Origin of the sequence: Polynucleobacter sp. AP-Nino-20-G2 (genome assembly GCF_018688235.1) — a bacterium.
GTDB lineage: Bacteria > Pseudomonadota > Gammaproteobacteria > Burkholderiales > Burkholderiaceae > Polynucleobacter.
Map to the genome: position 1 here is coordinate 415,256 of NZ_CP061313.1, position 25,826 is coordinate 441,081.

Here is a 25,826-nt window from a genome sequence, read left to right on the forward strand (position 1 = left end):
ACCTTGACAAATACTGTTCCTGAAATAAATTCTCCTACCGGCGCTGCTGACAGCAGCGCCACCTCAGCAACAATTACTTTTGCTGACTTTGGCTTAGATCCGAAAATTCAAAAAGCGGTGTCTGAGCAGGGCTACAACACCCCAACTCCGATTCAAGCGCAATCGATTCCGCACGTTTTGGCGGGAAGCGATTTGATGGGTGCGGCGCAAACGGGTACCGGCAAGACAGCTGCGTTTGTATTGCCAATTATTCAAAAGATTTTGCGTCACGCTAGCAGCAGTGCTTCGCCCGCACGCCATCCCATTCGTGCCTTGGTGCTGACACCGACTCGTGAGTTAGCTGTGCAAGTTGCTGAGAATGCTGCAAGCTACTCTAAGCATACGGACCTCCGTGCTGCTGTGGTTTATGGTGGCGTGGATATGAAGGAGCAGGTCTCTATTCTGCGCAATGGTGTCGAGATTTTGATTGCCACTCCTGGTCGTTTGCTTGATCACATCGGCTCAAAAGTTGCCAACTTGTCACAAGTAGAAATTTTGGTTTTAGATGAAGCGGATCGCATGTTGGACATGGGCTTCTTGCCTGATCTGCAGCGCATCATTGATTTGATTCCAGCGCAACGTCAAACTTTATTGTTCTCAGCGACGTTTTCTCCTGAGATTAAGAAGTTGGCGCAGAGCTATTTACGTACTCCAGTGACTGTTGAAGTGGCTCGTCAAAATGCCGCTGCAGATACCGTCAAGCAAGTAGTGCACATGGTTTCAAGTGCCGATAAGCAGCGTGCGATTGTGAAGGTGCTTGAAGCGCGTACGCGTCAAGGTTTATCTCGTCAGTGCATCATCTTCACCAACAGCCGCTTAGGTTGCGCAAGATTGGCTCGTTCTTTGGAGCGTGATGGCATTAAAGCGGGCGCGATTCATGGTGATAAAAGTCAGGGCGAGCGCACCTTAACTTTGGATGCGTTTAAGTCAGGCGCGATTGAAGCATTGGTTGCTACTGATGTTGCTGCGCGTGGATTAGATATTCCTTCCATGCCTTGCGTGATTAATCACGAGCTGCCATTTAATGCCGAAGACTTTATTCACCGCATTGGTCGTACTGGACGCGCTGGCTCTAAAGGTGATGCAATTGCGTTGGTAGACGCCAGTGAGAAACGGTTACTCGACGATATTGAAAAGTTGATGAAGCGCAAGTTGGATGTTCAGCCATTACCTCAGGGTAGCTCTTCATCTAGCGGTTCTTCATACGGCAGGACCTCATCTAGATCAGAGTCACCGGCCAAAATGTCGGATCCGTTTTTCTACAAGCCTTATGAGCCGAGTGCTGCGTCTGCGCCGTCTGCAGACTCTACAAAACCGGAAGAGAAAAAAGTGGGCATTACTCCTGCTAGACCAGCAGTTGGCGCTTTACTTGGTGGCTTTAAGAAAAAGTAAGTTGTCATTCCAAGCTTGAGTGGCAGCTAAAAGCCACTCAGCAATAGTGATCTCTTGGCCGTCCGGAAGATTTCTCAAGCCTAAATGCAGTGCTGCTTTACGTAATTCATTCAAGGCATGTTTTTCATCTTGAGTGTGGATTGCTGTGGCTAAAGTTTGCTTGCTTAACTTTTCTCCATGCTCATCAAGAACCAGCGGTAGATGAAGGTATTGAGGCCTTTGATATCCCAGTAGGTTTTGCAGAAATATTTGACGCGCGGTATTGCTCAGTAGGTCTTGGCCGCGCACGACGTGGGTGATACCTTGTGTGGCGTCATCCACAACGACAGCTAGTTGATAAGTAAATAGACCATCTTTACGTCGCAAAACAAAATCCCCCACTTCAAGATTGAGATTTTGGCTTTGTGTTCCCAGAACTCGATCCTCAAACTCAATGACAAGATCAGCCGGAAGGGCTAGCCTCCAGGCGGCATCTGGAAGGGTTTGGGTAAGCCCCTCAAATGCCTGGGGCTGCTGGGGACGACAGGTCCTCGGATAGATCACTTCCTGGTTGCGCAGGGCGATGATCCCTTGGGCTTCTAAGGTGTTGGCGATCATTTGCCGCGAGCAGGTGCAGGAATATAGGCAATGGAGCGCATTTAAGCGCTCTAGAGCCTTTTGGTAGCGATCTTGGTGCTTAGACTGCCAAGTGGCTTCTTCGTCCCATGAGAGGCCGCAGGCAAGCAATTGGCGCATGATTTCCTGATCTGCGCCTGAAATACACCGTGGGGTATCCACATCCTCAATTCTGAGTAGCCATTTCCCTTGATTTGTACGGGCATCTAGCCAGCTTCCGAGGGCGGCAACAAGGGATCCAGCATGGAGTGGGCCAGTGGGCGAGGGGGCAAATCGCCCGCGATAGCCGTCAGCTGGGGATGAGGGGTTTTTTAGGGTCGGCACAGCTAAAATGATCTCATGGCTTCACCCCGTTTTGTTCATCTACGCGTCCATTCCGAGTTTTCAATTACGGATGGCGTCGTTCGCATTGACGATGCGGTGGCTGCCGCTGAAAAAGACGGCATGGGGGCTTTGGCCCTCACGGATTTAAGTAATTTATTCGGTTTGGTGCGCTTTTATACGGCCGCACGGTCTAGTGGCGTTAAACCGATTGCTGGTGCTGATGTTTGGATTAGTAATCCCCAAGACCCAGACCAGCCGTTTCGCTTGTTGCTATTAGTGCAGAACCATTCTGGCTACCTTAACCTCTGTCAGCTACTAAGTAAGGCTTCTTTAGATAATCAGTCGCGTGGTCGCGCTGAAGTGGATCCTCAGTGGTTTTCTGAGCCCGCTTCTAAGGCGGAAGATCGGGCTGCAAAAAGAACGCTGGCCTATGGTCTGATCGCGCTTTCTGGTGGACGCTGGGGTGATGTTGGTGTTGCTCTCTTGGCTGGACAAGAGGAGCAGGCTAAGGAAGCTGCAAAACGCTGGGAGAAGTTATTTCCGGGCGCATTCTTTATTGAGGTACAGCGTGGTGGGCACCCCCAGGATGAAAAGCAGCTCCAGCTAGCCTGTCATCTTGCTAGTGATTTAGATTTGCCGATTGTGGCGACACATCCAGTGCAATTCATGCAAAAGAGTGATTTCACGGCACATGAAGCGCGCGTCTGTATTGCTGAAGGTGAATTGTTGGGCAATCCGCGGCGCCAAAAGAAATTTAATGATGAACAGTATTTCCTATCTCAAGAGGAGATGGAAAAGCGTTTTGCCGATTTGCCTGTGGCATTGGCAAACTCTGTAGAAATTGCTAAACGTTGCAATCTCTCACTTACCTTGGGGCAGCCGCGTTTGCCGGACTTCCCAACGCCGCCTGGCATCACGCTGGATGATTATTTGCTGCAGCAATCCGAGATTGGATTGAAGCGTCATATGGAGCGCAATTTCCCGGATCCGGATGAGCGCGCAAAAGAAGAGCAGCGCTATCACGATCGCCTGGTCTTTGAGGTGAAGACAATTTCTCAAATGGGTTTCCCGGGTTACTTCCTGATTGTTGCCGACTTTATTAACTGGGCGAAAAACAATGGGGTTCCAGTGGGCCCTGGCCGTGGATCTGGCGCAGGTTCTTTGGTTGCTTACTCTCTTGGGATTACCGATCTAGACCCTTTGCGCTACAACTTACTGTTTGAGCGCTTCTTAAATCCTGAGCGGGTCTCCATGCCCGACTTCGATATCGACTTTTGCCAGCACGGGCGCGATCGCGTGATTCAGTACGTGAAGGATAAGTATGGCAAGGATGCGGTAAGTCAGATTGCTACGTTTGGAACGATGGCTGCGAGAGCGGCGATTCGTGATGTGGGTCGCGTACTCGAACAAGGATATAACTTCGTCGACGGCATCGCAAAACTCATTCCGAATAAGCCAGGTCAATACATGACCATTGAGATGGCGAAGAAGGAAGAAAAGCAATTAGGCGAACGCGAAAAGAATGAAGACGAAGTGCGTCAGTTGCTATCTTTAGCGCAGCAGCTAGAGGGAATGACGCGTAACGTTGGTATGCATGCGGGTGGCGTTCTGATTGCCCCTGGGCGTTTGACTGATTTTTGCCCGCTTTATACACAAGAAGCAAAAGACTCTAAAGATCAAGAGAGTAGCTCCGTTATCAGCCAGTTTGATAAAGATGACGTGGAAGCCATTGGCTTGGTGAAGTTCGACTTCTTGGGTTTAACGACATTAACGATTCTGGCCGCCGCTGAGAAGTGGATTAAAACTTTGCACGCGGATCGTAAAGATTGGAATATCGGTGAGATTTCACTAGATGATCAAAAAGCATTTGAGGTTCTCAAGAATGCCAATACGGTTGCAGTCTTCCAGCTAGAAAGTCGCGGCATGCAAGGCATGCTTCGTGAGGCTAAGCCTGACCGATTCGAGGACATCATTGCGCTCGTGGCGCTATATCGACCAGGTCCAATGGATTTGATTCCAGACTTTATTGAGCGTAAGCATGGTCGTCAAAAAGTAGAGTATCCCGATCCTCGTATCGAGCCTGTTTTACAAGAAACCTACGGCATCATGGTGTATCAAGAGCAGGTGATGCAGATGGCGCAGATGATTGGCGGCTACTCATTGGGTGGCGCTGATATGTTGCGTCGCGCGATGGGTAAGAAAAAGCCGGAAGAGATGGCCCAGCATCGCAAGATTTTTAGTGATGGCGCAAAAGCGGGTGGTATTTCCGAAGGGAAGGCCAACGAGATTTATGACTTGATGGAGCGCTTTGCAGGCTATGGATTCAATAAATCCCATGCTGCCGCATATGCACTCTTGGCGTACCAAACTGCTTGGTTGAAGGCGTACTACCCCGCTGAATTTATGGCAGCCAACTTATCGCTCGCGATGGATGACACCGATAAGGTGAAGATTCTGTACGACGATTGCTTGGTGAATCAGATTCGCGTGTTCTCGCCAGATATCAATACTGGCGTGTACGTCTTTACGCCACTGCGCGCACCTGATGCAGCCCCCGATTCCCCGATTAGCCACGTACGCTATGGCCTTGGTGCAGTAAGGGGCACTGGTGAGGCTGCTATTGAGGCGATTGTGAAAGCTCGTGAAGCGGGCGGGCCATTCAAGGATTTATTTGACTTCTGCGCGCGGGTTGATCGTAGGCAAGTCAATCGTCGTGCGATTGAAGCTCTAATGCGCGCAGGTGCATTTGATAGTTTGTATAAAGATGCTGTGCCCGCTGGCGGCAATTTGTACGATATCCGTTCAACCTTATTAGCATCACTTGCGCGCGCGATTGAAGCTGCGGAACAGGCGGAAGCCTCAATTAATCAAGTCAGTTTATTTGAGGCTGCGGGCGAGGCGGATCGACATTTGCCTGAACTAGTGCGTGAGCCCGTATGGTCTGAGAAGAAGCGTCTCCAGGAGGAAAAGAATGCATTAGGTCTTTGTCTGACAGGCCACATGTTTGACGCCTATCGCGAAGAGACTGCGCATTTTATTCGTCAGCCGCTTGCCAAGGTGACTGAGGGTAAGGATCAGTTAATTGCCGGCATTATTACCTCTGCCCGCATGCTGACTGGTCAGCGTGGGCGCATGATGATCGCTACGATTGATGATGGTTCTGCGGCAATTGAGGTTACTCTCTACAGCGAGGTGTATGAGCCAAATCGTTCTTGGTTAAAAGAGGATGAGCTATTAGTTGCCAAGGTGAATGTCACGCCTGATAAATTCTCAGGCGGCATGCGGATTGTTTCAGAAGCGGTGATGGATATTACTGGTGCTCGGATGCGTTTTGCTCGTAATGTGCATCTCAATATTGATTCGGCAATTGACCTGAAGTCTCTACGGAGTCAAATTAATCCTTATTTAATGAGCAATCGTATTCGTGATCCAAAGCTAGGTCCTGCAGCCGCAACCATGCCGGGCGGGAATGAGGGTATGAAAGGGTTGATGTTGACTGCCGCTGTGACTACTAGCGCTGGAGCTTGTCTTATGCAGTTCCCTGAAGAGTTACGTATTTATCCTGACGATGCTTGTCTTCATGGCTTGAATCAAATTCTAGCCGCCAAGCAATCCAATACTGTTCAAGTTCAATACCACTAACAGTTTTTCCAAGGCTCTACGCTGCAATAGTCTTTTGAAGTGCCTCGATGACTTGACTCGGCTCTAAATGATCTAAGCACTCACTATTGCTGCTAGCGCGATCTTCGCAACCTGCTTTACGGCAGGGCACACACTCCCCTGGGCCTTGAAGAATGGTGACATTTCCAACGGTCTGACTACGCGCACGGAGTTGATAAGGCTGATTACCAACAAAGCCATTGGGCCATGGTCCAAAATTAGTAGGGGGTGTTGGACCAAATAAAGCGACTGTTGGTGTATTACAAGCTGCCGCGAGATGCGTGATTGAGGTGTCAACCCCTACATAGGCAATCGCTCCTCGAATTAATGCTCCTGCCTGAGGAATAGTCAGTAAACCCGCGGTATTGACTACATGCTTGCGGGTTTCCTCATCCAATAAAGAGAGAATGTCATTGTTTAATTGCAAATCTTGTTTTGCGGGCGATGCACTTAAAACAATCTGACATCCTTGTTGCGTAATCCAGGTAAGTAAAGTTTGCCAATAGGCTAGGGGCCAGCGCTTGTATGCGGTAAGCGGCCCTGGATGAACCACAACATAAGGGGATTGAAGCTGACAAGCGATGCTGGGGGTGACCGCTTCCCCCACGGGCGCACTTACTGAGATGGGCTTACTAAACAAGTCTCGGGCATCTTGATAAAAAGCCTCGAGCAAGCGCAGCTTTTCAGTAATGACGTGTTGCGCGAAATAATCGATATCCACTGTGTGCAGGCAAATGGCCTTTTTCCAGGTATTCTGTTTATCACTCTTGCTCTTCTTCGCCTTATCCAGCTCAGTGAGGCCTTGTGGATGCCCGCCCAGGACACCAACTCTTTTGCGCGCCGCAATCAAGCTATAAAGATAGGCGCGATCACTGGGTTGAGTCACTATCGCTAAGTCATAGCGCTGAAACAATCGACGAAATAGGCGGAGGTATTCGCGAAAGCCTGGTCGATCCGAGGTTTCAATGGTTTGAGTGATATCAGGGTTGCCTTTGAGCATGTCGAGCTTACCCCGATAACCTAGAAAATGAAATTCCGCATCTGGCCAGAGTTCACGGGCTTTGGTAATCAGTGGAGTAGTTACCAGGACATCGCCAATTTGACGGGTAGCAATAAATAAGACTTTATTTGGCTTGAGCGCTAGAGAAGAAGTCATAAATTACTCTGGAATTTCTTAGAGAGCTTTTGCAAGAATTTTTTCGCGCACGCGACGTGCATTCTCTGCGGCATTCGATTGGTCATGAATGCGATGATGAAGGTGTAAGACTTCAGTCGACCATGATCCAGACCTACGAATTACACCAGCGTTTTGTAGTCTAAATACAAAGTCCGCATCTTCATGCCCCCAACCAGTCATGCTCTCATCAAAGCCACCAATAGCTACTGCATCAGATTTCCAGCAGGCCATATTGCAACCTTTAATACGGCGCCATACAAACTTTTTATAGTCGCGCCATGAGCCATTGCCTAATTTGATTTTGAGGGGCCAGTATTTGTTGATGCCACCTGAAAGGCGATAACTCAATAGATGTTGAGTAAAGCGTTTAAAATTCCAATGAGGCCAGAGGAGTAATTGCTCGGTGAGATTTTCGCTCAACAATACTCTGCTACCAGTAACGAGATGGCCTGCCTGGGATAGCAAGCGGTGCTGAGCAATAAAATCAGGCTGAACAATGCAATCTCCATCCAGAAATACTAGGTATGTTCCGCGTGCAGCACTAATGGCTTGATTGAGAATGCGGGTTTTTCGAAAGCCTTGATCTTCTTGCCAAAGATGTGTGATGGCGATTGAAGATCCTGCTCGTATCTCTTCAATTAGATCTTTTGTTTCAGTCCCAGAGCCATCATCGGCAATGATGATTTCGAAGTTTGTATCTGTTTGAGTGCTAAGAGACTCAAGACAGAGTTTGAGGGCTTGTGGCCAGTTGTACGTCGCCAGAAGAATAGAGATCATTTGGTGGAATGTTCGTGATTCTTGGCTTGCTGGTGCAGTTGCCACAATTTGAGATAACGATAGTAAGTGCCTTGACCATTGGAGACTGCCAAGGCAAACCCCTGTGCGCCATCCAAAAATCCTGCCCGTATGAGGTAAGTGCGAATGAAGGCCCACATGCCATGAAGGACTGCTTTTAAGGGGCTGCTCGTTTTACCTTTTGCGAAGGCTTGCTCAGCGGAGGCGCTTGAGTAGCGATCTAGTTTTTGCAGCACTTGGGAGTAATTCATAAAACTGTAGTGCAGCATTGGATTTTCGAGTTTAGCTACTTGGCCATTTGGAATAAGGCGCTCATGAACGAGGTCATCAGAAAAGCGAGCACCCCCTCTTTTGAATAAGCGATCCACATAATCAGGACTCCAGCCAGAATGGCGAATAAAGCGCCCACAGTACCAAGAGAGTCTTGGGATAGCAAAGCAGTCCACATGAGCGGAATGGTGAATAGCCGTCAAAATCTCACTTCTCAAGGCTGGGGTGAGTCTCTCATCGGCATCTAAAGATAAAACCCAATCACCAGTGGCAAGATCAAGGGCGCGATTCTTTTGGGGGCCAAAGCCAGGCCAATCAGCTGGCTGGGAGACGGTGGCACCATGATTTTTGGCGATTTCTAAGGTGCGATCTGTGCTGTTAGTGTCCACCACCACAATTTGCTGGGCAATCCCCTCCAGGGAGGCCAAACAATCAGCCAAATTGGCCTCTTCATTGCGGGTGATGAGTATGACGGATAAGGTGGGCATAATTCATTATATGAATGCTCAAGACCGTACCGCCTTAAATCGCTTAATTCAGTATCTCAAGCCCCATATTGGCTTGATTATTGGCTCTTTATTGGCCATGGCCCTAGTGGCCGGCGCTGAAACCTCCATTCCCGCTCTAATGAAGCCTTTGCTTGACCGCGGCTTTACTGGTCAGCTCAACAGCAAGCTTTGGCAGGTGCCGGTTTTTTTAGTGGGTCTCGCTTTTGTCCGTGGAATGGCTCAATTTCTATCTAGCTATCTCCTAAATCGCGTCATCAATGCCATCCTTTTGAAGATGCGCATGCAAATGTTTCAGTCCTTACTTCACTCAACAACGAATTTCTTTCAAAAGAATTCCGCATCAAATCTCATTAATGCAGTGGTTTTCGAAGTGAATAACGCCCTTTCTATCATGGGTGGGATGTTAATTAGTTTGGTGCGCGATTCGCTGACTGTGATTGGATTAATTGGCTACCTCATTTATTTGAATTGGCAGTTAACTTTGGTTGTGCTGATGATATTTCCCGTGATTGCGTTGATCATTAGTCGGATTAATAAACGTTTGCGCTCCCTCAATCGGGAACAGCAAACTATGACAAGTGAGCTAGCCTATATCGTTGAGGAATCTGCGGCGGGTTACAAGATTGTCAAAGTGCATGGCGCTCAAGAATATGAGATGCGTCGCTTTATGGAGAAGGCTGAGCGCCTACGCCAATTTGCCTTGAAATCGGCGGTAGCGGGCGGCTTGAATCAGCCGATTACTCAGCTCATCGCTTCCATGGCCTTATCCATTGTTCTGGTGATCGCACTGATGCAGTCTGCTTCAGAGGGGACAACAGTGGGTGGATTTGCATCCTTTATTACCGCCATGATGCTGGTGATTTCGCCGATTAAGCATTTGGCAGATATCAATCAGCCCTTACAGCGCGGTCTTACAGCTGCGGAAATGATTTTCTCCTTGATGGATCAACCGCTCGAAGAAGATGAGTCCCGCAAGGCGAACATGCAATCTCTAGATAAGGCTAAGGGCGGCATCCGTTTTGAAGATGTCGGCTTTTCCTACCAGCAAGAAGCAGGGCGTAAAGATGCTCTGCAGGGTGTGAATTTAAATATCAATCCCGGGGAAGTGGTGGCATTTGTGGGGCCGTCAGGCGGTGGAAAATCGACTCTAGTGAATTTATTGCCGCGGTTCTTTAAGCCAACGACAGGCCAAATCTTCCTCGATGGAATTGCGCTAGAAGATATCGTTCTTTCTGATGTGCGCAAGCAAATCGCTTTCGTTAGTCAAGACGTCATTTTGTTTAATGACAGTATTGCTGCAAACGTTGCTTATGGTGCAGTCGGTCCGGAAGGGATTGATCGTGGACGGGTGATGGAGGCGCTTGAGGCGGCAAATCTCACGGCCTTAGTAAAAGAATTGCCGGAAGGTATTGATACCGCTATTGGTGATAATGGCAATCGCTTATCTGGTGGACAGCGTCAACGCTTGGCAATTGCACGAGCCATTTATAAAGATGCGCCTATTTTGATTTTGGATGAAGCTACTTCAGCGCTCGATTCTGAATCAGAGCGTCAAGTGCAGGATGCATTAGAGCGGCTGATGGCAGGCAGAACCACCTTGGTAATTGCACATCGCTTATCTACCATTGAGCATGCCGACCGCATTGTGGTACTCGAGCATGGCAAGGTGATTGAAAACGGATCTCACGAAGAGTTGATTGCGCATGATGGCTTGTACGCCAACCTGCACCGTATTCAGTTTTCTAATGCCTGAAAGAGTTTGGCATTAGTTAGCGTAGTAACAAGACCTTAACTTAAGACGATATCGTATTGCTCCTGGCGGAAGCTGCCTTCCGCTTGGAGTTTGATGGGCTTGCTAATAAAGTCCCCAAGCTGGGCCAAGAATTGATTTTCTTCTTCCAGAAAGAGGTCAATGACATCCGGCGCCGCTACGATGCGGAATTCCCGAGGGTTGAACTGGCGATGCTCACGCACAATTTCTCGCAAAATTTCATAACAAATCGTTTGAGCGGTTTTAACTTCTCCTTTGCCTTGACAGGTAGGACAAGGTTCGCAGGTGATGTGGGCCAGGGATTCACGCGTGCGTTTTCGAGTCATCTCTACTAAGCCTAGAGAAGAAAAGTCACTCACTGAGGTGCGCGCATGATCACGCTCTAAATTACGCTTTAACTCATGTAATACGGATTCTTGATGGTCTTTACTCAACATATCAATGAAATCGATGATGATGATGCCGCCAAGATTGCGTAGACGTAATTGCCGAGCAATCGATTGCGCTGCCTCAAGATTGGTCTTAAATACTGTGTCGTCTAAGTTGCGCGCGCCTACATAACTGCCTGTATTGACGTCAATCGTAGTCATAGACTCTGTTTGATCAATCATCAGATAGCCGCCGGATTTGAGGTCCACCCTTCGGCCAAGGGCTTTATTAATCTCTGCATCAACATCAAACAAATCAAATAAAGCGCGCTCTCCGCGATGAAGTGTTAGCTTTTCCAGCAGATTAGGCATATATAAATTGGCAAAGCCTTTGAGCTTTTCAAAGTTCTCTGCAGAGTCCACGCGTATTTGAGTGGTCTCTTCGCCCGCTACATCTCGCAATACTCGCTCAGCTAGGCTGAGATCTTGATAGAGCAAGCTAGGCGCAGACTGATGATTGACTGCCTCACGAATTTTTTCCCAAGTAGTGCGCAGATAATGCATATCGTGTTGCAGTTCGGTATCGGTAGCATCTTGCGCGCTGGTGCGAACGATAATTCCACCTTTTTCGTCGGCAGCCATCAAGCCTGCGAGACGGGCCTTAATGGCCTCTCGCTCTTCAGGCTGATCGATTCTTTGGGAGACGCCAATGTATTTTTCAGTTGCCGCATCGGTTCCTGCTGGCGGCAAATACACCAAATTGCGCCCCGCAATGCTCAGCTGGGTTGTTAGGCGGGCACCCTTTGTTCCAAGCGGATCCTTTAGTACCTGTACTAAAACATTTTGTCCTTCAAAGAGTAGTTTTTCGATCTGAGCTTGAGGATTGTTTTGGGTAATGTCCGCAACGTGCATAAATGCCGTCCGCTCTAAGCCAATCTCAATGAAGGCGGATTGCATGCCGGGTAGCACTCGCACTACTTTTGCTAAGTAGATGTTGCCAACAATGCCGCGTTGACGGGTTCGCTCGATTTGAAGTTCTTGAACTGCGCCTTGCTGAATTAAGGCCACCCGCGTTTCTTGTGGGGTGATGTTGATCAGAATTTCTTCATTCATATGCGGGCAACTTTGGCAAACTCGAGGAGTTGATTAACTTCGTAAATGGGTAGCCCCATGATACCGCTATAGCTCCCTTTGATCGAGGGTATAAAAGCGCCACCAAGCCCCTGTATGCCATAGGCCCCAGCTTTCCCAAAGGGTTCGTCACTGGCGATATAGCTTTCGATTTGCGCTTTAGAAAGATGCGCAAACTGCACTTCAGAAACCTGCACCAAGCAAAGCGGGTTGGTATTTTGGTCAACCGTGAGCACTACCGCTGTTAATACTTCATGCGTTTTACTGCTGAGCATTTCCAGGATGCGCGCTGCATCGTCGGCATCGCTGGGTTTCCCGAGAATTTCACCGCTAGCGCTGCCGGGCAGGCTGACGGTTGTGTCCGCGCACAGAATAGGCGCCCATGGCTTACCACTTTGTTGCCAGCGCTGTAATGCGATGGCGCTCTTAGCGAAAGTAACCCGCTGCACATAATCGCGTGCATTTTCATTGGGGAGGGGCTCTTCAATGCTTTCGGTATCTTCGCCTGCTTGAGCCACTAACATCTCAAATTTCACGCCAATTTGACGAAGTAGCTCTTGGCGACGGGGGCTTTGTGAGGCGAGATAAATATACGGGTACATAGGAGTTCAATCAATGGCGAGAAAGGCGCCGCTCACGATATTGATCGGCTACTCACGATGATACGGGTGGCCTTGCAAAATAGTCCAGGCCCGATAGAGCTGCTCCACCAACAAAACTCTTGCCATGGCGTGGGGTAATGTCAGGCTCGATAAACGCCACATAGCTTGGGCATTCTCTTTGAGGCTGGCGTCAAGTCCATCAGCCCCGCCAATGAGGAAGGTGATATCAAATCCTTCTTGGCGCCAGTTCGCTAGTTGAGTAGCTAGATTCTGTGTTGTTTGATCTTTGCCGCGTTCATCGAGAGCGATTACTCGTGAGCCCTTGGGGATAGCGGCAGCGATTTTGATGGCTTCTTTGGCTGGTGTGAGATCGGGTTTGATCTCTTTGATATCAATGCTGCAATCTGCCGGCATGCGCTTAACGTAATCCTGGGTCGCGGTAGCAACCCAGTCTGGCATTTTGTGGCCAACGGAAACGATGGTTAAACGCATTGCTAAAAGACTACTCTTCGTCGTCCTCAGGCTCGCTTGCTTTGGCCAGGCCTTTATCGGCAGCTAATTTAACGCGCACGGGTTTTGCTCCCCACATGCCTTCTAGCTGGTAGTAGGCGCGCAGAGCGGGCTGAAGAATATGCACCACAATATCGCCGCAATCCACTAAAACCCATTCACCAGTTTCTAAACCTTCAACAGAAATCACTTCCCCGCCTTTGGCGTTTACTGCTTCTTTGACGGACATTGCGAGTGAGCGAGTTTGGCGATTGCTAGATCCGGTCGCAATAATGACGCGATCAAATAATTCGCTGAGCTTGGTGGTGTCATAAACGCGAATGTCCTGTGCCTTGACGTCTTCTAAGGCATCAATCACCACGCGTTGTAATTTTGTTAAGTCCATAGTTTCTTTGCTATTTTTTCTTTGATATTTCGTAATTAAGGGTGATCTTAGCTTGATTAGCTGTACAGACCTAAATTTGCAATGATCTCTAGTGCGTGAGAAGGGATCTGCTCGGTTGCGACAGAGCTCCGTGAGGGGCTTTTAAGCTGATTTCGGAGTTCGGTTGAGGAAAGGTCTACTGAAAGACTGTTATCTAGGTAAATGAGGCCATGTAGGCTTTTTTCAAGGGTATTTGCATCAATACATTGATGTTTAGCGAGCAATTGTGCAATCTCAGCACTCATTTCGACCGAGATATCATGCTGAGGTCTGCTTGCAACTGCGAAATTTACATATTCGAGCAATTGCTTCCAGGAGTTCCATGTGGGGAGTTTGATGAGGGAGTCTGCCCCCATGAGCCAAATCAGGTTTGCCTGAGCGCCAAAGCGTTCTTTTAGTGCTTTTGCCGTATCGATGGCATAGCTAGGTCCAGCGCGCTCGATTTCAATGCGGTCAATGCCAATTTGAGTGGGTATTTTTAAATACAGAAATGCTCTGGCGAGATCAATGCCGGCAGCCTCGGTTAACTGAAAGCGGGTTTCTGCGGGAGTGATGCCCGTGCCTTTTTGCCATGGCTCGCCACTCGGGACGAGTAGTAGCGCATCAAGATGTAAGGTCTTTGCAAAGTGAGTGGCTAGCTTGAGGTGTCCTAGATGCGGAGGATCAAAAGTCCCACCTAGAATGCCAATTTTTTTTGGAGTATCTAAATTCAAAGAGGTCAACTTAGGCCAACCAGTCGCGTGGCTTGAGGTAGTGATCGTAGAGTTTGGCTTCTGGCGTTCCGGGTGTCGGTTGCCAGTTGTACCACCACTGCACTACGGGTGGCATCGACATCAAAATCGATTCAGTGCGCCCACCAGAATGCAGTCCAAAAATAGTGCCCCGATCAAATATCAGGTTGTATTCGACATAACGACCGCGACGGTATTCTTGGAAAGCTTTTTCTTGGGGGGTAAAGCTTTCTTGGTAGCGGCGCTCCACAATCGGTAAATAAGCATTGATAAAGGCATCGCCAACCGCGCGAGTCATTGCAAAGCTTTGTTCAAAGCCTAGGCTATTAAAGTCATCAAAAAAGACGCCACCAATACCGCGAGGCTCTTCTCGGTGTTTCAGATAAAAATATTCATCACACCATTTTTTAAAGCGGGGATAGAGATCTTGCCCAAATGGATCTAAAGCCTCTTTAGCGGTTTGATGAAAGTGCCTGCAATCTTCATCTACGCCGTAATACGGGGTGAGGTCAAAGCCACCTCCAAACCACCATACCGGTTCTTTATCCGGAGCTTGCGCGATAAAGCAGCGCACATTCATGTGGGTAGTGGGTACTTTGGGATTGTTGGGGTGAAAGACTAGGGATACGCCCATCGCTTCAAAGCTACGCCCAGCCACTTCTGGACGATGGTGAGAAGCAGAAGGGGGCATTTGATCACCCCGTACGTGCGAGAAGCCGACACCACCTTTTTCTAGAATATTTCCGCCGTCCAAAATGCAGGTGCGACCATAGCCCTTGAGCTTACTATCTTCAGGCTTTTCCCAGGCATCAACTGCAAATGCTTTTCCATCCAAAGCGCTCATCGCAGAAGTGATGCGCTCTTGCAAGCCTAAAAAATAATCTTTTAAGGTGTCAATATTGATATGAGTATGTTCTGTAGATGGCAAGGGCAGGGGTTCTTAATGTTCTTTGTATGAATTGGATTTACTTCACTGCACGATAGCCAATGTCTTTGCGATATTGCATGCCATCAAATTGAATCTTGGAGATAGTTTCATAGGCTTTTTGCTGTGCGCCACGAACGGTATCTGCCAAGCCAACAACACACATCACGCGTCCACCAGAAGTCACCAACTTACCATCTTGCAACTTGGTGCCCGCATGAAACGTTAATTGATCTTCAGTATCGGCAGGAATGCCGGTAATGACATCGCCGTTGCGAGGAGTGTCTGGGTAGTTGTGTGCAGCAAGCACGACGCCTAAAGCAGTGCGACGATCCCATTCCAACTCAACTTCATTTAAGGTGCCATCTACAGCATGATCAAGTGCCTTGACTAGATCGCTGCGCAAACGTGCCATGATTGGTTGCGTTTCTGGATCGCCCATGCGGCAATTAAATTCAAGGGTCTTGATCTTGCCATCTGGAGAAATCATCAAGCCGGCATAGAGAAACCCTGTGTAAGGAATACCATCAGCCTCCATACCTTTGACGGTGGGCAGAATGACTTCGCGCAATGCGCGGGCGTGGATTTCTGGCGTTACTACTGGAGCAGGTGAGTAAGCGCCCATACCGCCAGTATTGGGTCCTTGATCAGCGTCGAGCAAGCGCTTGTGATCTTGGCTGGTTGCTAAGGCCAATACATTTTTGCCGTCGACGAGAACGATAAAGCTAGCTTCTTCGCCAGTGAGAAACTCTTCAATGACTACGCGTGCGCCAGCATTACCCAGTTTGTTGTCAGCCAGCATCATATCTACTGCTGCATGTGCTTCCTCGAGGCTCATTGCTACCACCACACCTTTTCCGGCAGCAAGTCCATCAGCCTTGATCACAATTGGCGCACCTTTTGCATCAATATAAGCATGGGCTTCCAAAGCGCTTGAGAAAGTTTGGTAATCCGCAGTGGGGATGCCGTGACGCTTCATAAATGCTTTAGAGAAATCTTTTGAAGACTCCAGTTGGGCGGCCAGTTGAGTTGGCCCAAAAATACGTAAACCATTGGCGCGGAAGATATCAACAATACCGGCTGCCAAAGGCGCTTCTGGTCCAACTACAGTGAGGTGAATCTTTTCGCGTTTCGCAAAGTCCGCTAATTCTTGTAAATCCGAGATCGGCATATTCTGAATGCCAGCTGCGGTTTGCTTGGCTGTAGCTGTGCCGCCATTGCCGGGAGCAACGTAGACAGTTTGAACTTGAGGGGACTGAGCCAACTTCCAGGCAAGTGCATGTTCGCGACCACCGGATCCGACTAAAAGAATTTTCATAAGAAGCTAAAGGTATGTTGATAAATAGTTTTGATGAGATCGATAGTACTTACAGAGATGCGTTGGTAAATACTTCTTGAACGTCATCTAAGTTTTCCAAAGCATCTAATAACTTCTGCATGCTTTCAGCCTGATCGCCTTCAAGTGCGGTCTCATTTTCTGGGCGCATAGTAACTGTCGCTAGTTCCGCTTTCAACCCCGCTTTTTCCAAGGCGTCTTGGACTTTGGGAAAGTCTGGCACTGGGGTAAGCACTTCTAGTGAGCCATCATCATGCGTGATGACATCCTCTGCGCCAGCATCTAAAGCTACTTCCATCAGTTGATCCTCATTGGTGCCAGGCGCAAATAACATCTGACCACAATGCTTGAACATGAATGCCACTGAACCTTCTGCCCCCATATTTCCACCATTCTTGGCGAATGCATGACGTACTTCAGCGACGGTGCGGGTGCGGTTATCGGTTAAGCAATCCACAATGATGGCGGCACCATTCATGCCATAGCCCTCGTAACGAATCTCTTCATAGTTCACGCCTTCTAGAGATCCAGTTCCACGTTGTATCGCCCTCTGAACGTTGTCGTTAGGCATATTGGCGTCTTTGGCTTTATCGATGGCCAGGCGCAAACGTGGGTTAGTGGCAATGTCGCCACCACCTAATTTGGCTGCAACGGTGATTTCTTTAATAAGTTTGGTCCAAATCTTCCCGCGTTTTTCGTCTTGACGACCTTTGCGGTGCTGAATATTGGCCCATTTCGAATGGCCGGCCATACGGGTAAGTCCTTTTGAGTAATTTGGCGTGAAGACCTCATTTTAAGGGGTTCCATACCAAAGGTAGAAGGCAGTGAGTCATTTTTTGTTACACTCTCACCTCTAAGCAGTAACAAAGCATCAAATTAAGCAGAATTTCCACTGCAAACACCTGCCTCGGTGATGGAATTGGTAGACGTGCCGGACTCAAAATCCGGTGCCGCAAGGCGTGGCGGTTCGAGTCCGCCCCGAGGCACCAAATATACCGCATACAACGCCCAGCGTTGACCACATAACCCCTGATGAAATAAGCCTCTCAGGGGTTTTTTGTTATTCATTGGCAACGCTGGTAAATGAGGGTAGCATTCAACTAAAGTGGGTAAAAATGTGGGTAAAAAATTAGCCCAAGCTAAATGTACCCACAATTTCTTATCAGAAGGCTATGCCATGAAGCTGAGTGCCGCCGAGATCAAAGGCTACAAGCCTGAAGAAAAACTCAAGAAATATTCGGATGGGTATGGACTTAATTTGTATTGCTATCCAAACGGATCAAAACTTTGGCGTTTTCGCTATCGATTTGGCGGTATTCAAAAGACACTCTCATTGGGGCGATACCCGCAAGTATCGCTAGCCAATGCTCGAATTAAATGTGCTGAATTGCGTGATGCATTGGGAGGTGGGGTTGACCCGTCAGATGCTAGGCGCGAAAAGAAGCGAAAAGACAAGGTTGCAATTGGAAATAGCTTTGAAGCGGTTGCATTGAAGTGGCATGAAACTTGGGCGGTAGGAAAAGAGCCCAGTCATGTAAAGCGAGTATTAAGCAGGCTAAGGGCGAATGTTTTTAAGGAGATTGGATCTAAGCCCATCACCTCAATTACTGCACCAATGTTAGTGGCGATGGTTAAGAAGATTGAGTCCGGCGAGAATAATCCGCTAGAAATTGCTAAAAGATCCTTTTCAACTTGTGGGCAGATTTTTCGCTTCGCTGTAGCTCATGGCATTTGTGAGCGCAACCCAGCTGCAGATGTAAGAATTTCTGATGTAGTAAAAAGCAAGCCTGTGGTTCATCGAAAGAGAATTGATACTAAAGATTTGCCTAAATTGCTTCGCAATATTGATGCATATGACTCAGAGTTTGGCGGCGATGAATTGACAAAATTAGCCATGCAATTAATGACCCTCACCTTTTTACGAACGAGCGAATTAATTCAGGCAAAGTGGGATGAAATTGATTTGAAGAATAAGGAATGGCGCATTCCCGCTAAGCGAATGAAGATGAGGGATCCTCACATAGTTCACTTAACTCCTCAGGCTATATCTGTATTCAATCGATTGAGAGAAATTTCAGGGGGTAGGGAGTTAATTTTCCCATCAGAAAAGCCATTAAAAAGCATGAGTAACAACACTATTCTTTTTGCGCTTTATCGGATGGGCTATAGAGGGCGCATGACAGGGCATGGCTTCCGGGGTGTCGCATCCACCATCTTGCATGAGCTGGGCTATCCCCATGAGCATATTGAGCTTCAGTTGGCTCACTCCGAAAGAAATAGTGTGAGTGCTGCATATAACTTTGCAACCTATCTACCCGCTCGAGCAAGGATGATGCAAGAATGGGCGGATTACTTAGATGCAATAAAAGCGTATGTTGCAAATACAAAATCGTAAATTTATATTGCATAAAAACCACAGAATAAAAATATTTTTAGTTTGCCAGCGATTGACAACAAATGACAACGGTTAAGAATGATGGAGTACTCAAGAGAATGCTGTCCTTTGTTTGACATTTATTAATTTGTAAAAAAGGAAAATATGTAAATAATCAATAACCATGTTCAACAACCTATAAAAGAGGTTAACCATGGTTAGCAAAGTAACATCACCGAAACCAGGGACCTTGCCACACGATGGCATGAGTCGCTGGAGTCAGATCAAATCATTCGTGCCAATTAGCCGCGAGAAGTTCCGTCAGATGGTTCGTGATGGACAAGCGCCACAACCAGTAAAACTTGGGATTCGATGCACCATGTGGCGCAATGCGGAATTGCATGAATTTCTAAATGATCCAGCTAGTTATGAGGTGGCGAAATGATGAATGGTGCATCCAGCTACATTTCGGGCAACTCCACGCCATTCCTGCGCACAGCTAAATTAAAGGGTGCCAGGAAAATTGAAGTTGCATCTCGCCATAATTTGAGGGAAATTCAAGCCGAGTTGGGCGCGTATAGTCACATTGATCCGCATAGAAGTGAAGCAAATATCATCCTAAGAGGCGAGAGAACGGCTCAAAAAGTGACTCAGAGGGCGAATCAGTTGATGCTTGATGCCGGGGTATCAAAATTAAGAAAAGATGCCGTACGAGCCATTGAAATCGTTTTTAGCCTATCTCCAAATGTTGAGATTGATGTGAACGGGTTTTTTGCAAAGGCAACATCATGGGCTGAGGCTTATTTTCAGGTGCCGATTCTTAGTTCAGTCATTCACCACGATGAGCAAGCACCGCATTGCCATGTTTTGATGTTGCCTTTGGTTGGGAATCGCTTAGTAGGTAGTGATTTGATTGGGAATCGCCAAAGTTTAGAAAGAATGCAATCAGACTTTTATGCCAATGTTGCTCATGGCTTCGGCTTACAAAGACCTGCTAGGAGCAAGGAGTATTCCAAAGCAAAAAGACAAGAGATGGCAGTTCAAGTGCTGACCGTGATTAAAGACGACCCCACAAAGCTGAAGAATGCATCCATCTTTGCGGCATTGATGGAGGCAATTGCCATTCAAGCCCCGGTCAAGTTGTTAGAGCTTTTGAATATCCCCATCAAACTCGACTCAATGAGAAAAATTAAATCATCGACATCTATTTTTATTAAGAAGATGAAGAGCGAGAAGCCTATAGGGTTTGAGTCATCCGAGGGCAAAAGTAAACATCAAACCCTATGCTCTGTAGGGTTCACTAAATCTGATCCGGAAATTAGTGCGTCAAACAGTACCAATCAGACCGAATTAATTCGTGAGAGAGATGACGCCATTCCATCGGAGTTTTGGGATTCTGATGGGGGTAAATTTGCGCTATGAAAAGATCCGTGGCATGGCTCTACTTCTTGGTAAAGACCTCGTGGCAATGAAAAGTACCAAGGTACTTCCCGAGGTGGTGCGACTGGGGCGCTCAAAGATGCAGTAATTCCGTTCTATTATTGCCCCTTAAGGGGTTGTACTAAAAATGTATCTAATGACCAATTTAGCAGTAAGGGACTTTTTACGGTTGCTGGGTTGATTCATGTTGCTAGTTCAGGCTAAATCTCCAAATACCCGACATGACTGATTTTCTAGCCAAATCTCGTTCGCTATCGCACGCAGCTTGATTGCTTGATTGTTCATGTTCACGCATGCACGCATCGAATATGGTCTGACCTGCACCATCAGCAACCTTGCTGACACTCTGATATGTCAGTGTGCCAACCACGATTACCCAAAAAGCAATACCAATTCCAATCAATTTAATCCAAAAGCTTAATTTGAGATTCATTTTTAGTGTGACCTAATTTTTATTGGGGGATTTGCTTGAAACATCTGTGGCTTATCCGCTAAATATACGCCGAATTCCAATGAATGAAAACATGCATTGGTTTGAGTGAAGTTGGCTATATTTATTACAAAACATAGCATTTTCCTGCTAGTTTTGGGGGGTCTTGGGTGTATATTGAAAGCGGGTACTAGCCCAATTAAGCTGAAATTATTCGACTAACATTTGCCGGTGAACTATGCGCCAAAAACAATCAAGACTTGAATTGGATGGTGAGAGCGGCGCCGTCCTTCCGTTCTTTGCCATTATGTTGGTCGTGCTGCTCGGATTCGCGGCTTTTGCGATTGATTTTGGATTTGCTTATATGCGCCAAGCCCAATTGCAGAATGTGGCTGATGCGGAGGCTTTGGCTTGTGCGAGAGATTATGCAAACTGCCAAAGTGGTGGTGACCAATACCCATTAACAAATGCTTATGGCTTTACGATTGCTACAACCAAGGGAGTAGCCTGCCCAAATCCATCAACTCAACAGAATTGTGTTCAGGCAACCGCTTCGACAAATTGGAATACTTTCTTTTTACCTCTTTTTGGCATCAATACACTTAACTTAAGTAAAACAGCTATTGCTGGCAAAAAGCTTCTTTCTGATGCCGTGGTTATTAGAAGTACCGTTGATTTAAACGGTGGAACCATATTGGGAGTATCTTCAGGTTCCGTTGCTATTGGCGGCGCTCTTCGTGCTGTTGGAGGTTCGCTTATTAAGCTAGCCACAGCTGGCTCAACAACTACGGTTTACAACAATGCGTCGGTCAACTGCTCAAATTGCCAGCCTCCGCCACAATCAACTGGATTGTCATTGCCTACCCCGCCAGCGTATACGCCTCCCACACCTCCATCGGTCATGACTTACGCATCAGGATGTTCATTGCCATCAGGCACATACAACTCGTCAATAAATCTTACTGGTTGCGGAACTCAGGTCAATATGAGTGGTATTTACTACTTCAATAATGGATTTACAAATAACGGCATTACTTTGGCTGGCACGGGGGTAACAATTATTGTTGGGGTCGACAAAAATTTTGATTTGAGTGGGACAGTCAACCTCAATAGCAGTAATGGTGCGTCAACCTGCGGCACGGCGGGCGGGGGAATGCTGATATACCAACCTATAAGTCTGACGGGTACAACCTACACTCTTGGCGGGGCTGGTTCCAATACAAACATTTCATTGACTGGTAGAACGCAACTACCCAATACTAATTTTTTAATTAAGGGGACATCAGCATCATTTGCCATCAGCGGGGCTTTGTATGCTAACTCTCTTGACTTGAGGGGAAATTTAAATGCTTCCGCTTCTCCTGACCCTTGTCAAAACTTGAATATCGGTTCCGGTAATACTATTTTGGTTAAGTAGGGGTATTGATGACCTGCGACTGAAATTGCAAAGAGATATTTTTTGCAATTCGATTGAATTTGTGGGCATAAAAGTGGGTAAATATTTATTCGATATAAAAAATTTACATATAAATCAATGAGTTATCATGTTAATGTGAGTCCGCCCCGAGCACCATCTCAAATTGGTTGTAATTTATGCCATGAGATGTCTAAATCTTCAAATTTCGTAGGTTTCTGATTCGCTATTCATAGCCTGTTCAACGATTTTGCGCGTCAAGGTTGGCGAGAACAGCTCTATGAACGTGTAAACGAATGAACGAAGGTAGGCGCCTTGCTTCACGCCAAGATGGGTAACGTTGTTGCCAAATAAATGGCCAACTGGGATCACTCGCAGATTGCGATCTCGATCAGCGTCATAGGCTAAACCAGCAACAATTCCTACACCCATGCCCGTTTCCACATAGGTTTTAATCACGTCAGCATCAATGGCTTCCAAAATAATATCGGGGCTTAAATTGCGCTGTGCAAATGCGGCATCGATCTTGCTACGGCCCGCAAAGGCTTTGTCGTAGGTGATGAGCGGGTACTTGGCGATTTCTTCTAAGGTGATATTGGCTTGGTTAAGCAGGGGGTGGCTGAGTGGCACCATGATGACGTGTTGCCATTGGTAGCCTGGAAGAGCAAGAACACCAGGGGTATTGGCAATGCCTTCAGTAGCAATCGCAATGTCGGCCCGATCATGAATTAATAGTTCAGCAATTTGTCCGGGGCTGCCTTGCTGGATGCTGACGCGTACTTTCGGGAAGCGCTTTGTAAATTCGGTGAGCACTTTAGGCAGTGCATAACGAGCCTGGGTATGTGTTGTAGCAATGACAAAGCTGCCTTGGTCTTGACTAGCGAAATCTTTGCCAACGCGCTTCAATGTTTCTACTTCATCCAGGATGCGTTCAATGGAAACCAAAATCCGTTTACCCGGCTCAGTGAGTGAGCGGATGCGTTTGCCATGACGACGGAAGATCTCCACGCCTAATTCGTCTTCGAGCTCAATAATGGCCTTCGACACTCCTGGCTGGGAAGTAAAGAGCGCTTTAGCGGCTGAGGTCAGGTTGAAGTTTTGTCTTACCGCTTCACGGACAAAGCGAAATTGGTGCAGGTTCATATCGATTCCATTCTTTATATCTACAAAGATATAGGAATGAAATTCTATATGATTTTGAGGTATTAAGCTCTAGATACCCAGCGTAGACCCACGATTGCCAAAATAAAATAAATCAGTGGCGGCGTGAGTGCGGTCAGTAGGGCTGGCCATGAGCCCAAAAGCCCTACATTTGAGAAGAGTGAGTTAAACAGCTGAAAACTCATCCCCAACATGATTCCACCAAAAACTTTAATGCCGACGCTTCCTGCGCGCACCTTGAGGTAAGCAAATGGCAGGGCCAGGGCTAGCATCACAAAAATGGTGAAGGGATAAATCACTTTTTTCCAGAATGCAATGGAGTGGCGTTGCGCATCTTGTTTGTTATCCCTCAAGTGAGAGATGAAGCGACCAAGACTAAAGATGGACATCTTTTCTGGGCTCACTAGAAGTACGCTCAGAATTTGTGGAGTCACTTCTGAATCAAGACTGACGATGGGATGAGTAAATGTTTGCGCAGAGTAGACGGGGTTGAGTGGGTCCGTTTGCTTTGCTTCCTTAAAACGAGTCTCGGTCACGTCATCCAAAATCCAGGTGCCGGAATGATCAAATCGCCCTGAGACAGCACTGCGAATCGAGAGCAGTCGATACGCATCATCAAACTCATACATCCGAATATTTTTAATCTCGTTATCTTGCTCAATCTTGCCTACATTCACATAGCGCACTCCAGGCCGAATTGGGCCGCTGCCATCTTCGTCGCGTAGACGATCCTTGACCCAAACCCCAGTTTTAAATTGAGAGCCATAGGATGAGCCTAGAGCCTTCATTCGAATTTGATCCGAGAGGTTTTCTGTATAAGGTCCAAGCCACTCGCTCATGATTAAAGTGAGAACAATCAGGGGTAGTGAAATTTTCGCGAGCGTTGTTAGTCCACGGCGAATATCTAGACCGGCAATTCGTAAGATGGTGAATTCAGATTGGCTAGCTAGCATGGCGAAAACATAAATACTGCCAATGAGTCCGGCAATTGGAATGATTTCAGAGATGCGGCTTGGTGCCTTTAAGACAACGTGCAGAAGCGCCAGCGGCAAGGTGTATTGACCCTTAACTGAGCCAAGCTCGCCCAGGATGTCAAAGAATAAAAACAATGTAACCAGCGCAAACAGAATGAAGCCAAAAGCCGCGTAAATCTGTCGTGCGAGATAGCGCTCGAAGATGTATGGGAAAAGATATTTCATCTATTGACCATAGAGGCGGGCAATTGACGGCGCCACCACTTCAAAGAAGGATTAATACGATTACGAATCAGAATGAAGGCTATGCCAAATGCCAGTACATGAATAGGCCAAATTCCCATGAAGACATTGACTTTGCCTTGCGCGACAAAGTTTTGCGTCAAGTTCAATAAATTGCTATAGATTAGATAAGTCAACACAGCGTAGAACATGGCAGTGTAATTTCCCAGCCTTGGGTTGACGTAGGCGAGCGGGATGGCAATTAGCACTAAGCCCAAAGCCATTAAGGGCAAACCAAAGCGCCATAACAATTCAGCGCGATTGGCGTTAATTAACGAGGGATCGCTGGCATTGAGAAGCTCGGTGACGGTCTTTTCCCTATCACGCGGCGCAGGGTCCAAGATTTCTTTGCTGCGGATAGTGGTTGTGTAGGTGTCGAACTCCAGAATGCGAAAATCTGGTTGCGTCGGCAAGCCTTCATAGCGACGACCGTTATTGAGGATGATGTCCTTTGCCCCACCAGCACCATTTTCGATAAAGCCAGTAGAGGCCACTGCGACACTTAATCGCCCATTTTTGGATTCGGCAGAGAAGATGTTTTTGACTTCACTTTTATCAACATCGAGCTCTTCAATAAAAAATACGCGCTCCGCTTTTGCAGACTCCCGAAATTGCCCGGCAGCGACCATAGAGACGTCGCTACGTTGCTGGAATCTTTGGCTAATTAAGGTAGACTCGCGATTTGCCCAAGGCCATACAAATAAAGCAAGCAGTGCAATGATGATGATCAGTGGGGCGGCAAAGCTCAAAATAGGCCGAATAAGGCTGGCCACACTGAGTCCACTGGCAAACCAAACAATCATTTCCGAATCCTTGTACCAACGTACCAAGACGATAAGGACGGCCACAAAGAGGGAGACAGTCAGTAAAACGGCCATATAGCCGAGAGTGGCCAAGGCGATCAGCACCAAGGCATCCTCTGGGTTCACTGCGCCGTTGGCAGCAAAGCCCAAAATACGGATGACCAGAGTGGTAATCATGATGGTTACCAAGACCAAAAAGACGCCCCCAGTCGTAAAACTGAGCTCGCGGCGAAGGGCTTGGTGAAAAATCATGACGAAATATTGGGGGTCACTGTTATTGGCCAGTTAAAGATGCTGACCTTCATGTCGGAGGATAATGGATAAATATCCCCTTTTCCCTTTGAATTGACTTAAAAATACCGCAAGAGA

At 47.4% G+C, this 25,826-nt stretch carries 22 protein-coding genes, 1 tRNA gene and 1 pseudogene; 8 read left to right on the forward strand and 16 right to left on the reverse strand.

Annotated elements, in window-relative coordinates; genetic code table 11:
- The first annotated feature begins 3 nt into the window (after positions 1 to 3).
- Entirely contained in the window at positions 4 to 1,431 is a 1,428-nt protein-coding gene (locus FD960_RS02275) for a DEAD/DEAH box helicase (protein ID WP_215299570.1), read from the forward strand.
- Here FD960_RS02275 and gluQRS read toward each other — a convergent pair.
- Complete coding sequence (gene gluQRS, locus FD960_RS02280; protein WP_251369822.1) at positions 1,405 to 2,370, reverse strand: tRNA glutamyl-Q(34) synthetase GluQRS; 966 nt, start codon at positions 2,368 to 2,370, stop codon at positions 1,405 to 1,407. The two genes, FD960_RS02275 and gluQRS, sit on opposite strands and share 27 nt — an antisense overlap.
- A 15-nt stretch (positions 2,371 to 2,385) precedes the next feature.
- On the opposite strand from gluQRS, the gene dnaE reads away from it, so the two are divergent.
- The gene (dnaE, locus tag FD960_RS02285) at positions 2,386 to 6,012 is read left to right on the forward strand and encodes a DNA polymerase III subunit alpha (RefSeq protein WP_215299571.1); all 3,627 of its coding nucleotides are present in this window, start codon (positions 2,386 to 2,388) and stop codon (positions 6,010 to 6,012) included.
- 16 nt (positions 6,013 to 6,028) lie between these two features.
- Here the strand turns inward: dnaE and FD960_RS02290 are convergent, their stop codons facing one another.
- From FD960_RS02290 to FD960_RS02300, 3 genes are read right to left on the reverse strand one after another with little or no spacing between them, the layout of a single operon-like run.
- A complete protein-coding gene (locus FD960_RS02290; RefSeq protein WP_215299573.1) occupies positions 6,029 to 7,186 on the reverse strand; it encodes a glycosyltransferase family 9 protein in 1,158 nt (385 codons plus the stop codon).
- 18 nt (positions 7,187 to 7,204) lie between these two features.
- Positions 7,205 to 7,984, reverse strand: a complete 780-nt coding sequence (locus FD960_RS02295) for a glycosyltransferase family 2 protein (RefSeq protein ID WP_215299575.1) — start codon at positions 7,982 to 7,984, stop codon at positions 7,205 to 7,207.
- Positions 7,981 to 8,760, reverse strand: a complete 780-nt coding sequence (locus FD960_RS02300; RefSeq protein ID WP_215299577.1) for a glycosyltransferase family 2 protein — start codon at positions 8,758 to 8,760, stop codon at positions 7,981 to 7,983. The genes FD960_RS02295 and FD960_RS02300 overlap by 4 nt, the downstream gene beginning before the upstream one ends.
- Positions 8,761 to 8,770: 10 nt before the next feature.
- Here FD960_RS02300 and msbA point away from each other — a divergent pair, with 10 nt between their 5' ends.
- Positions 8,771 to 10,534 (forward strand): lipid A export permease/ATP-binding protein MsbA, encoded by a 1,764-nt coding sequence (gene msbA, locus FD960_RS02305; protein WP_215299579.1) that lies wholly within the window; start codon positions 8,771 to 8,773, stop codon positions 10,532 to 10,534.
- A 35-nt stretch (positions 10,535 to 10,569) separates the two neighbouring features.
- Here msbA and rng read toward each other — a convergent pair whose 3' ends face one another.
- The 8 genes and pseudogenes from rng to FD960_RS02345 form a co-directional block, all read right to left on the reverse strand.
- Positions 10,570 to 12,033 carry a ribonuclease G gene (gene rng / locus FD960_RS02310; RefSeq protein ID WP_215299580.1) on the reverse strand — a complete coding sequence of 488 codons (1,464 nt, stop codon included), beginning with the start codon at positions 12,031 to 12,033 and terminating at the stop codon, positions 10,570 to 10,572.
- On the reverse strand, positions 12,030 to 12,653 hold the full coding sequence (locus FD960_RS02315) for a nucleoside triphosphate pyrophosphatase (protein WP_215299582.1): 624 nt from the start codon (positions 12,651 to 12,653) through the stop codon (positions 12,030 to 12,032). The genes rng and FD960_RS02315 overlap by 4 nt, the downstream gene beginning before the upstream one ends.
- A gap of 48 nt (positions 12,654 to 12,701) precedes the next feature.
- Positions 12,702 to 13,145: a 23S rRNA (pseudouridine(1915)-N(3))-methyltransferase RlmH gene (gene rlmH, locus FD960_RS02320; RefSeq protein ID WP_215299583.1), complete on the reverse strand. Its 444-nt coding sequence runs from the start codon at positions 13,143 to 13,145 to the stop codon at positions 12,702 to 12,704.
- Between the two features lie 13 nt (positions 13,146 to 13,158).
- Positions 13,159 to 13,548 (reverse strand): annotated as a pseudogene (gene rsfS, locus FD960_RS02325) (ribosome silencing factor); the annotation flags it as partial.
- Between the two features lie 56 nt (positions 13,549 to 13,604).
- Positions 13,605 to 14,309 carry a nicotinate (nicotinamide) nucleotide adenylyltransferase gene (nadD, locus tag FD960_RS02330; protein WP_215299587.1) on the reverse strand — a complete coding sequence of 235 codons (705 nt, stop codon included), beginning with the start codon at positions 14,307 to 14,309 and terminating at the stop codon, positions 13,605 to 13,607.
- Position 14,310: 1 nt separating this feature from the next.
- A complete protein-coding gene (hemF, locus tag FD960_RS02335) occupies positions 14,311 to 15,222 on the reverse strand; it encodes an oxygen-dependent coproporphyrinogen oxidase (protein ID WP_215300558.1) in 912 nt (303 codons plus the stop codon).
- A 61-nt stretch (positions 15,223 to 15,283) separates the two neighbouring features.
- The gene (gene purD, locus FD960_RS02340; protein ID WP_215299589.1) at positions 15,284 to 16,561 is read right to left on the reverse strand and encodes a phosphoribosylamine--glycine ligase; all 1,278 of its coding nucleotides are present in this window, start codon (positions 16,559 to 16,561) and stop codon (positions 15,284 to 15,286) included.
- Between the two features lie 49 nt (positions 16,562 to 16,610).
- Positions 16,611 to 17,330: a YebC/PmpR family DNA-binding transcriptional regulator gene (locus FD960_RS02345; RefSeq protein WP_215299591.1), complete on the reverse strand. Its 720-nt coding sequence runs from the start codon at positions 17,328 to 17,330 to the stop codon at positions 16,611 to 16,613.
- Between the two features lie 153 nt (positions 17,331 to 17,483).
- Between FD960_RS02345 and FD960_RS02350 the strand changes: the two genes are divergently transcribed.
- The 4 genes from FD960_RS02350 to FD960_RS02365 all read left to right on the forward strand — a co-directional run bounded on the left by FD960_RS02350 (position 17,484) and on the right by FD960_RS02365 (position 20,375).
- Positions 17,484 to 17,568, forward strand: a tRNA-Leu gene (locus FD960_RS02350).
- Between the two features lie 188 nt (positions 17,569 to 17,756).
- Positions 17,757 to 18,974: an integrase arm-type DNA-binding domain-containing protein gene (locus FD960_RS02355; RefSeq protein WP_215299593.1), complete on the forward strand. Its 1,218-nt coding sequence runs from the start codon at positions 17,757 to 17,759 to the stop codon at positions 18,972 to 18,974.
- Positions 18,975 to 19,167: 193 nt separating this feature from the next.
- Positions 19,168 to 19,398, forward strand: coding sequence for an AlpA family transcriptional regulator (locus FD960_RS02360; RefSeq protein ID WP_215299594.1), 231 nt, complete (start codon positions 19,168 to 19,170; stop codon positions 19,396 to 19,398).
- Positions 19,398 to 20,375 carry a plasmid recombination protein gene (locus tag FD960_RS02365; protein WP_215299596.1) on the forward strand — a complete coding sequence of 326 codons (978 nt, stop codon included), beginning with the start codon at positions 19,398 to 19,400 and terminating at the stop codon, positions 20,373 to 20,375. Before FD960_RS02360 ends, FD960_RS02365 begins: the two co-directional genes overlap by 1 nt.
- Positions 20,376 to 20,583: 208 nt before the next feature.
- Here the strand turns inward: FD960_RS02365 and FD960_RS02370 are convergent, their stop codons facing one another.
- Positions 20,584 to 20,826, reverse strand: a complete 243-nt coding sequence (locus tag FD960_RS02370) for a hypothetical protein (RefSeq protein WP_215299597.1) — start codon at positions 20,824 to 20,826, stop codon at positions 20,584 to 20,586.
- A 235-nt stretch (positions 20,827 to 21,061) separates the two neighbouring features.
- Between FD960_RS02370 and FD960_RS02375 the strand changes: the two genes are divergently transcribed.
- Positions 21,062 to 22,240, forward strand: coding sequence for a TadE/TadG family type IV pilus assembly protein (locus FD960_RS02375; RefSeq protein ID WP_215299599.1), 1,179 nt, complete (start codon positions 21,062 to 21,064; stop codon positions 22,238 to 22,240).
- A 198-nt stretch (positions 22,241 to 22,438) separates the two neighbouring features.
- Here FD960_RS02375 and FD960_RS02380 read toward each other — a convergent pair whose 3' ends face one another.
- The 3 genes from FD960_RS02380 to lptF form a co-directional block, all read right to left on the reverse strand.
- On the reverse strand, positions 22,439 to 23,380 hold the full coding sequence (locus tag FD960_RS02380; protein WP_215299600.1) for a CysB family HTH-type transcriptional regulator: 942 nt from the start codon (positions 23,378 to 23,380) through the stop codon (positions 22,439 to 22,441).
- A gap of 62 nt (positions 23,381 to 23,442) precedes the next feature.
- A complete protein-coding gene (gene lptG / locus FD960_RS02385) occupies positions 23,443 to 24,597 on the reverse strand; it encodes an LPS export ABC transporter permease LptG (protein WP_215299601.1) in 1,155 nt (384 codons plus the stop codon).
- Positions 24,594 to 25,709, reverse strand: a complete 1,116-nt coding sequence (gene lptF, locus FD960_RS02390; protein WP_215299603.1) for an LPS export ABC transporter permease LptF — start codon at positions 25,707 to 25,709, stop codon at positions 24,594 to 24,596. The genes lptG and lptF overlap by 4 nt, the downstream gene beginning before the upstream one ends.
- Positions 25,710 to 25,826 lie beyond the last annotated feature (117 nt).

What these genes read in the sequence shown, in the direction of transcription:
- rng (WP_215299580.1), bottom strand. Translation starts at nt 12,033, where the DNA reads ATGAATGAAGAAATTCTGATCAACATCACCCCACAAGAAACGCGGGTG.
- FD960_RS02345 (WP_215299591.1), bottom strand. Translation starts at nt 17,330, where the DNA reads ATGGCCGGCCATTCGAAATGGGCCAATATTCAGCACCGCAAAGGTCGT.
- dnaE (WP_215299571.1), top strand. Translation starts at nt 2,386, where the DNA reads ATGGCTTCACCCCGTTTTGTTCATCTACGCGTCCATTCCGAGTTTTCA.
- lptG (WP_215299601.1), bottom strand. Translation starts at nt 24,597, where the DNA reads ATGAAATATCTTTTCCCATACATCTTCGAGCGCTATCTCGCACGACAG.
- FD960_RS02370 (WP_215299597.1), bottom strand. Translation starts at nt 20,826, where the DNA reads ATGAATCTCAAATTAAGCTTTTGGATTAAATTGATTGGAATTGGTATT.
- FD960_RS02315 (WP_215299582.1), bottom strand. Translation starts at nt 12,653, where the DNA reads ATGTACCCGTATATTTATCTCGCCTCACAAAGCCCCCGTCGCCAAGAG.
- FD960_RS02360 (WP_215299594.1), top strand. Translation starts at nt 19,168, where the DNA reads ATGGTTAGCAAAGTAACATCACCGAAACCAGGGACCTTGCCACACGAT.
- FD960_RS02380 (WP_215299600.1), bottom strand. Translation starts at nt 23,380, where the DNA reads ATGAACCTGCACCAATTTCGCTTTGTCCGTGAAGCGGTAAGACAAAAC.
- FD960_RS02300 (WP_215299577.1), bottom strand. Translation starts at nt 8,760, where the DNA reads ATGCCCACCTTATCCGTCATACTCATCACCCGCAATGAAGAGGCCAAT.
- FD960_RS02365 (WP_215299596.1), top strand. Translation starts at nt 19,398, where the DNA reads ATGAATGGTGCATCCAGCTACATTTCGGGCAACTCCACGCCATTCCTG.
- purD (WP_215299589.1), bottom strand. Translation starts at nt 16,561, where the DNA reads ATGAAAATTCTTTTAGTCGGATCCGGTGGTCGCGAACATGCACTTGCC.
- msbA (WP_215299579.1), top strand. Translation starts at nt 8,771, where the DNA reads ATGAATGCTCAAGACCGTACCGCCTTAAATCGCTTAATTCAGTATCTC.
- rlmH (WP_215299583.1), bottom strand. Translation starts at nt 13,145, where the DNA reads ATGCGTTTAACCATCGTTTCCGTTGGCCACAAAATGCCAGACTGGGTT.
- FD960_RS02290 (WP_215299573.1), bottom strand. Translation starts at nt 7,186, where the DNA reads ATGACTTCTTCTCTAGCGCTCAAGCCAAATAAAGTCTTATTTATTGCT.
- FD960_RS02355 (WP_215299593.1), top strand. Translation starts at nt 17,757, where the DNA reads ATGAAGCTGAGTGCCGCCGAGATCAAAGGCTACAAGCCTGAAGAAAAA.
- lptF (WP_215299603.1), bottom strand. Translation starts at nt 25,709, where the DNA reads ATGATTTTTCACCAAGCCCTTCGCCGCGAGCTCAGTTTTACGACTGGG.
- FD960_RS02295 (WP_215299575.1), bottom strand. Translation starts at nt 7,984, where the DNA reads ATGATCTCTATTCTTCTGGCGACGTACAACTGGCCACAAGCCCTCAAA.
- FD960_RS02375 (WP_215299599.1), top strand. Translation starts at nt 21,062, where the DNA reads ATGCGCCAAAAACAATCAAGACTTGAATTGGATGGTGAGAGCGGCGCC.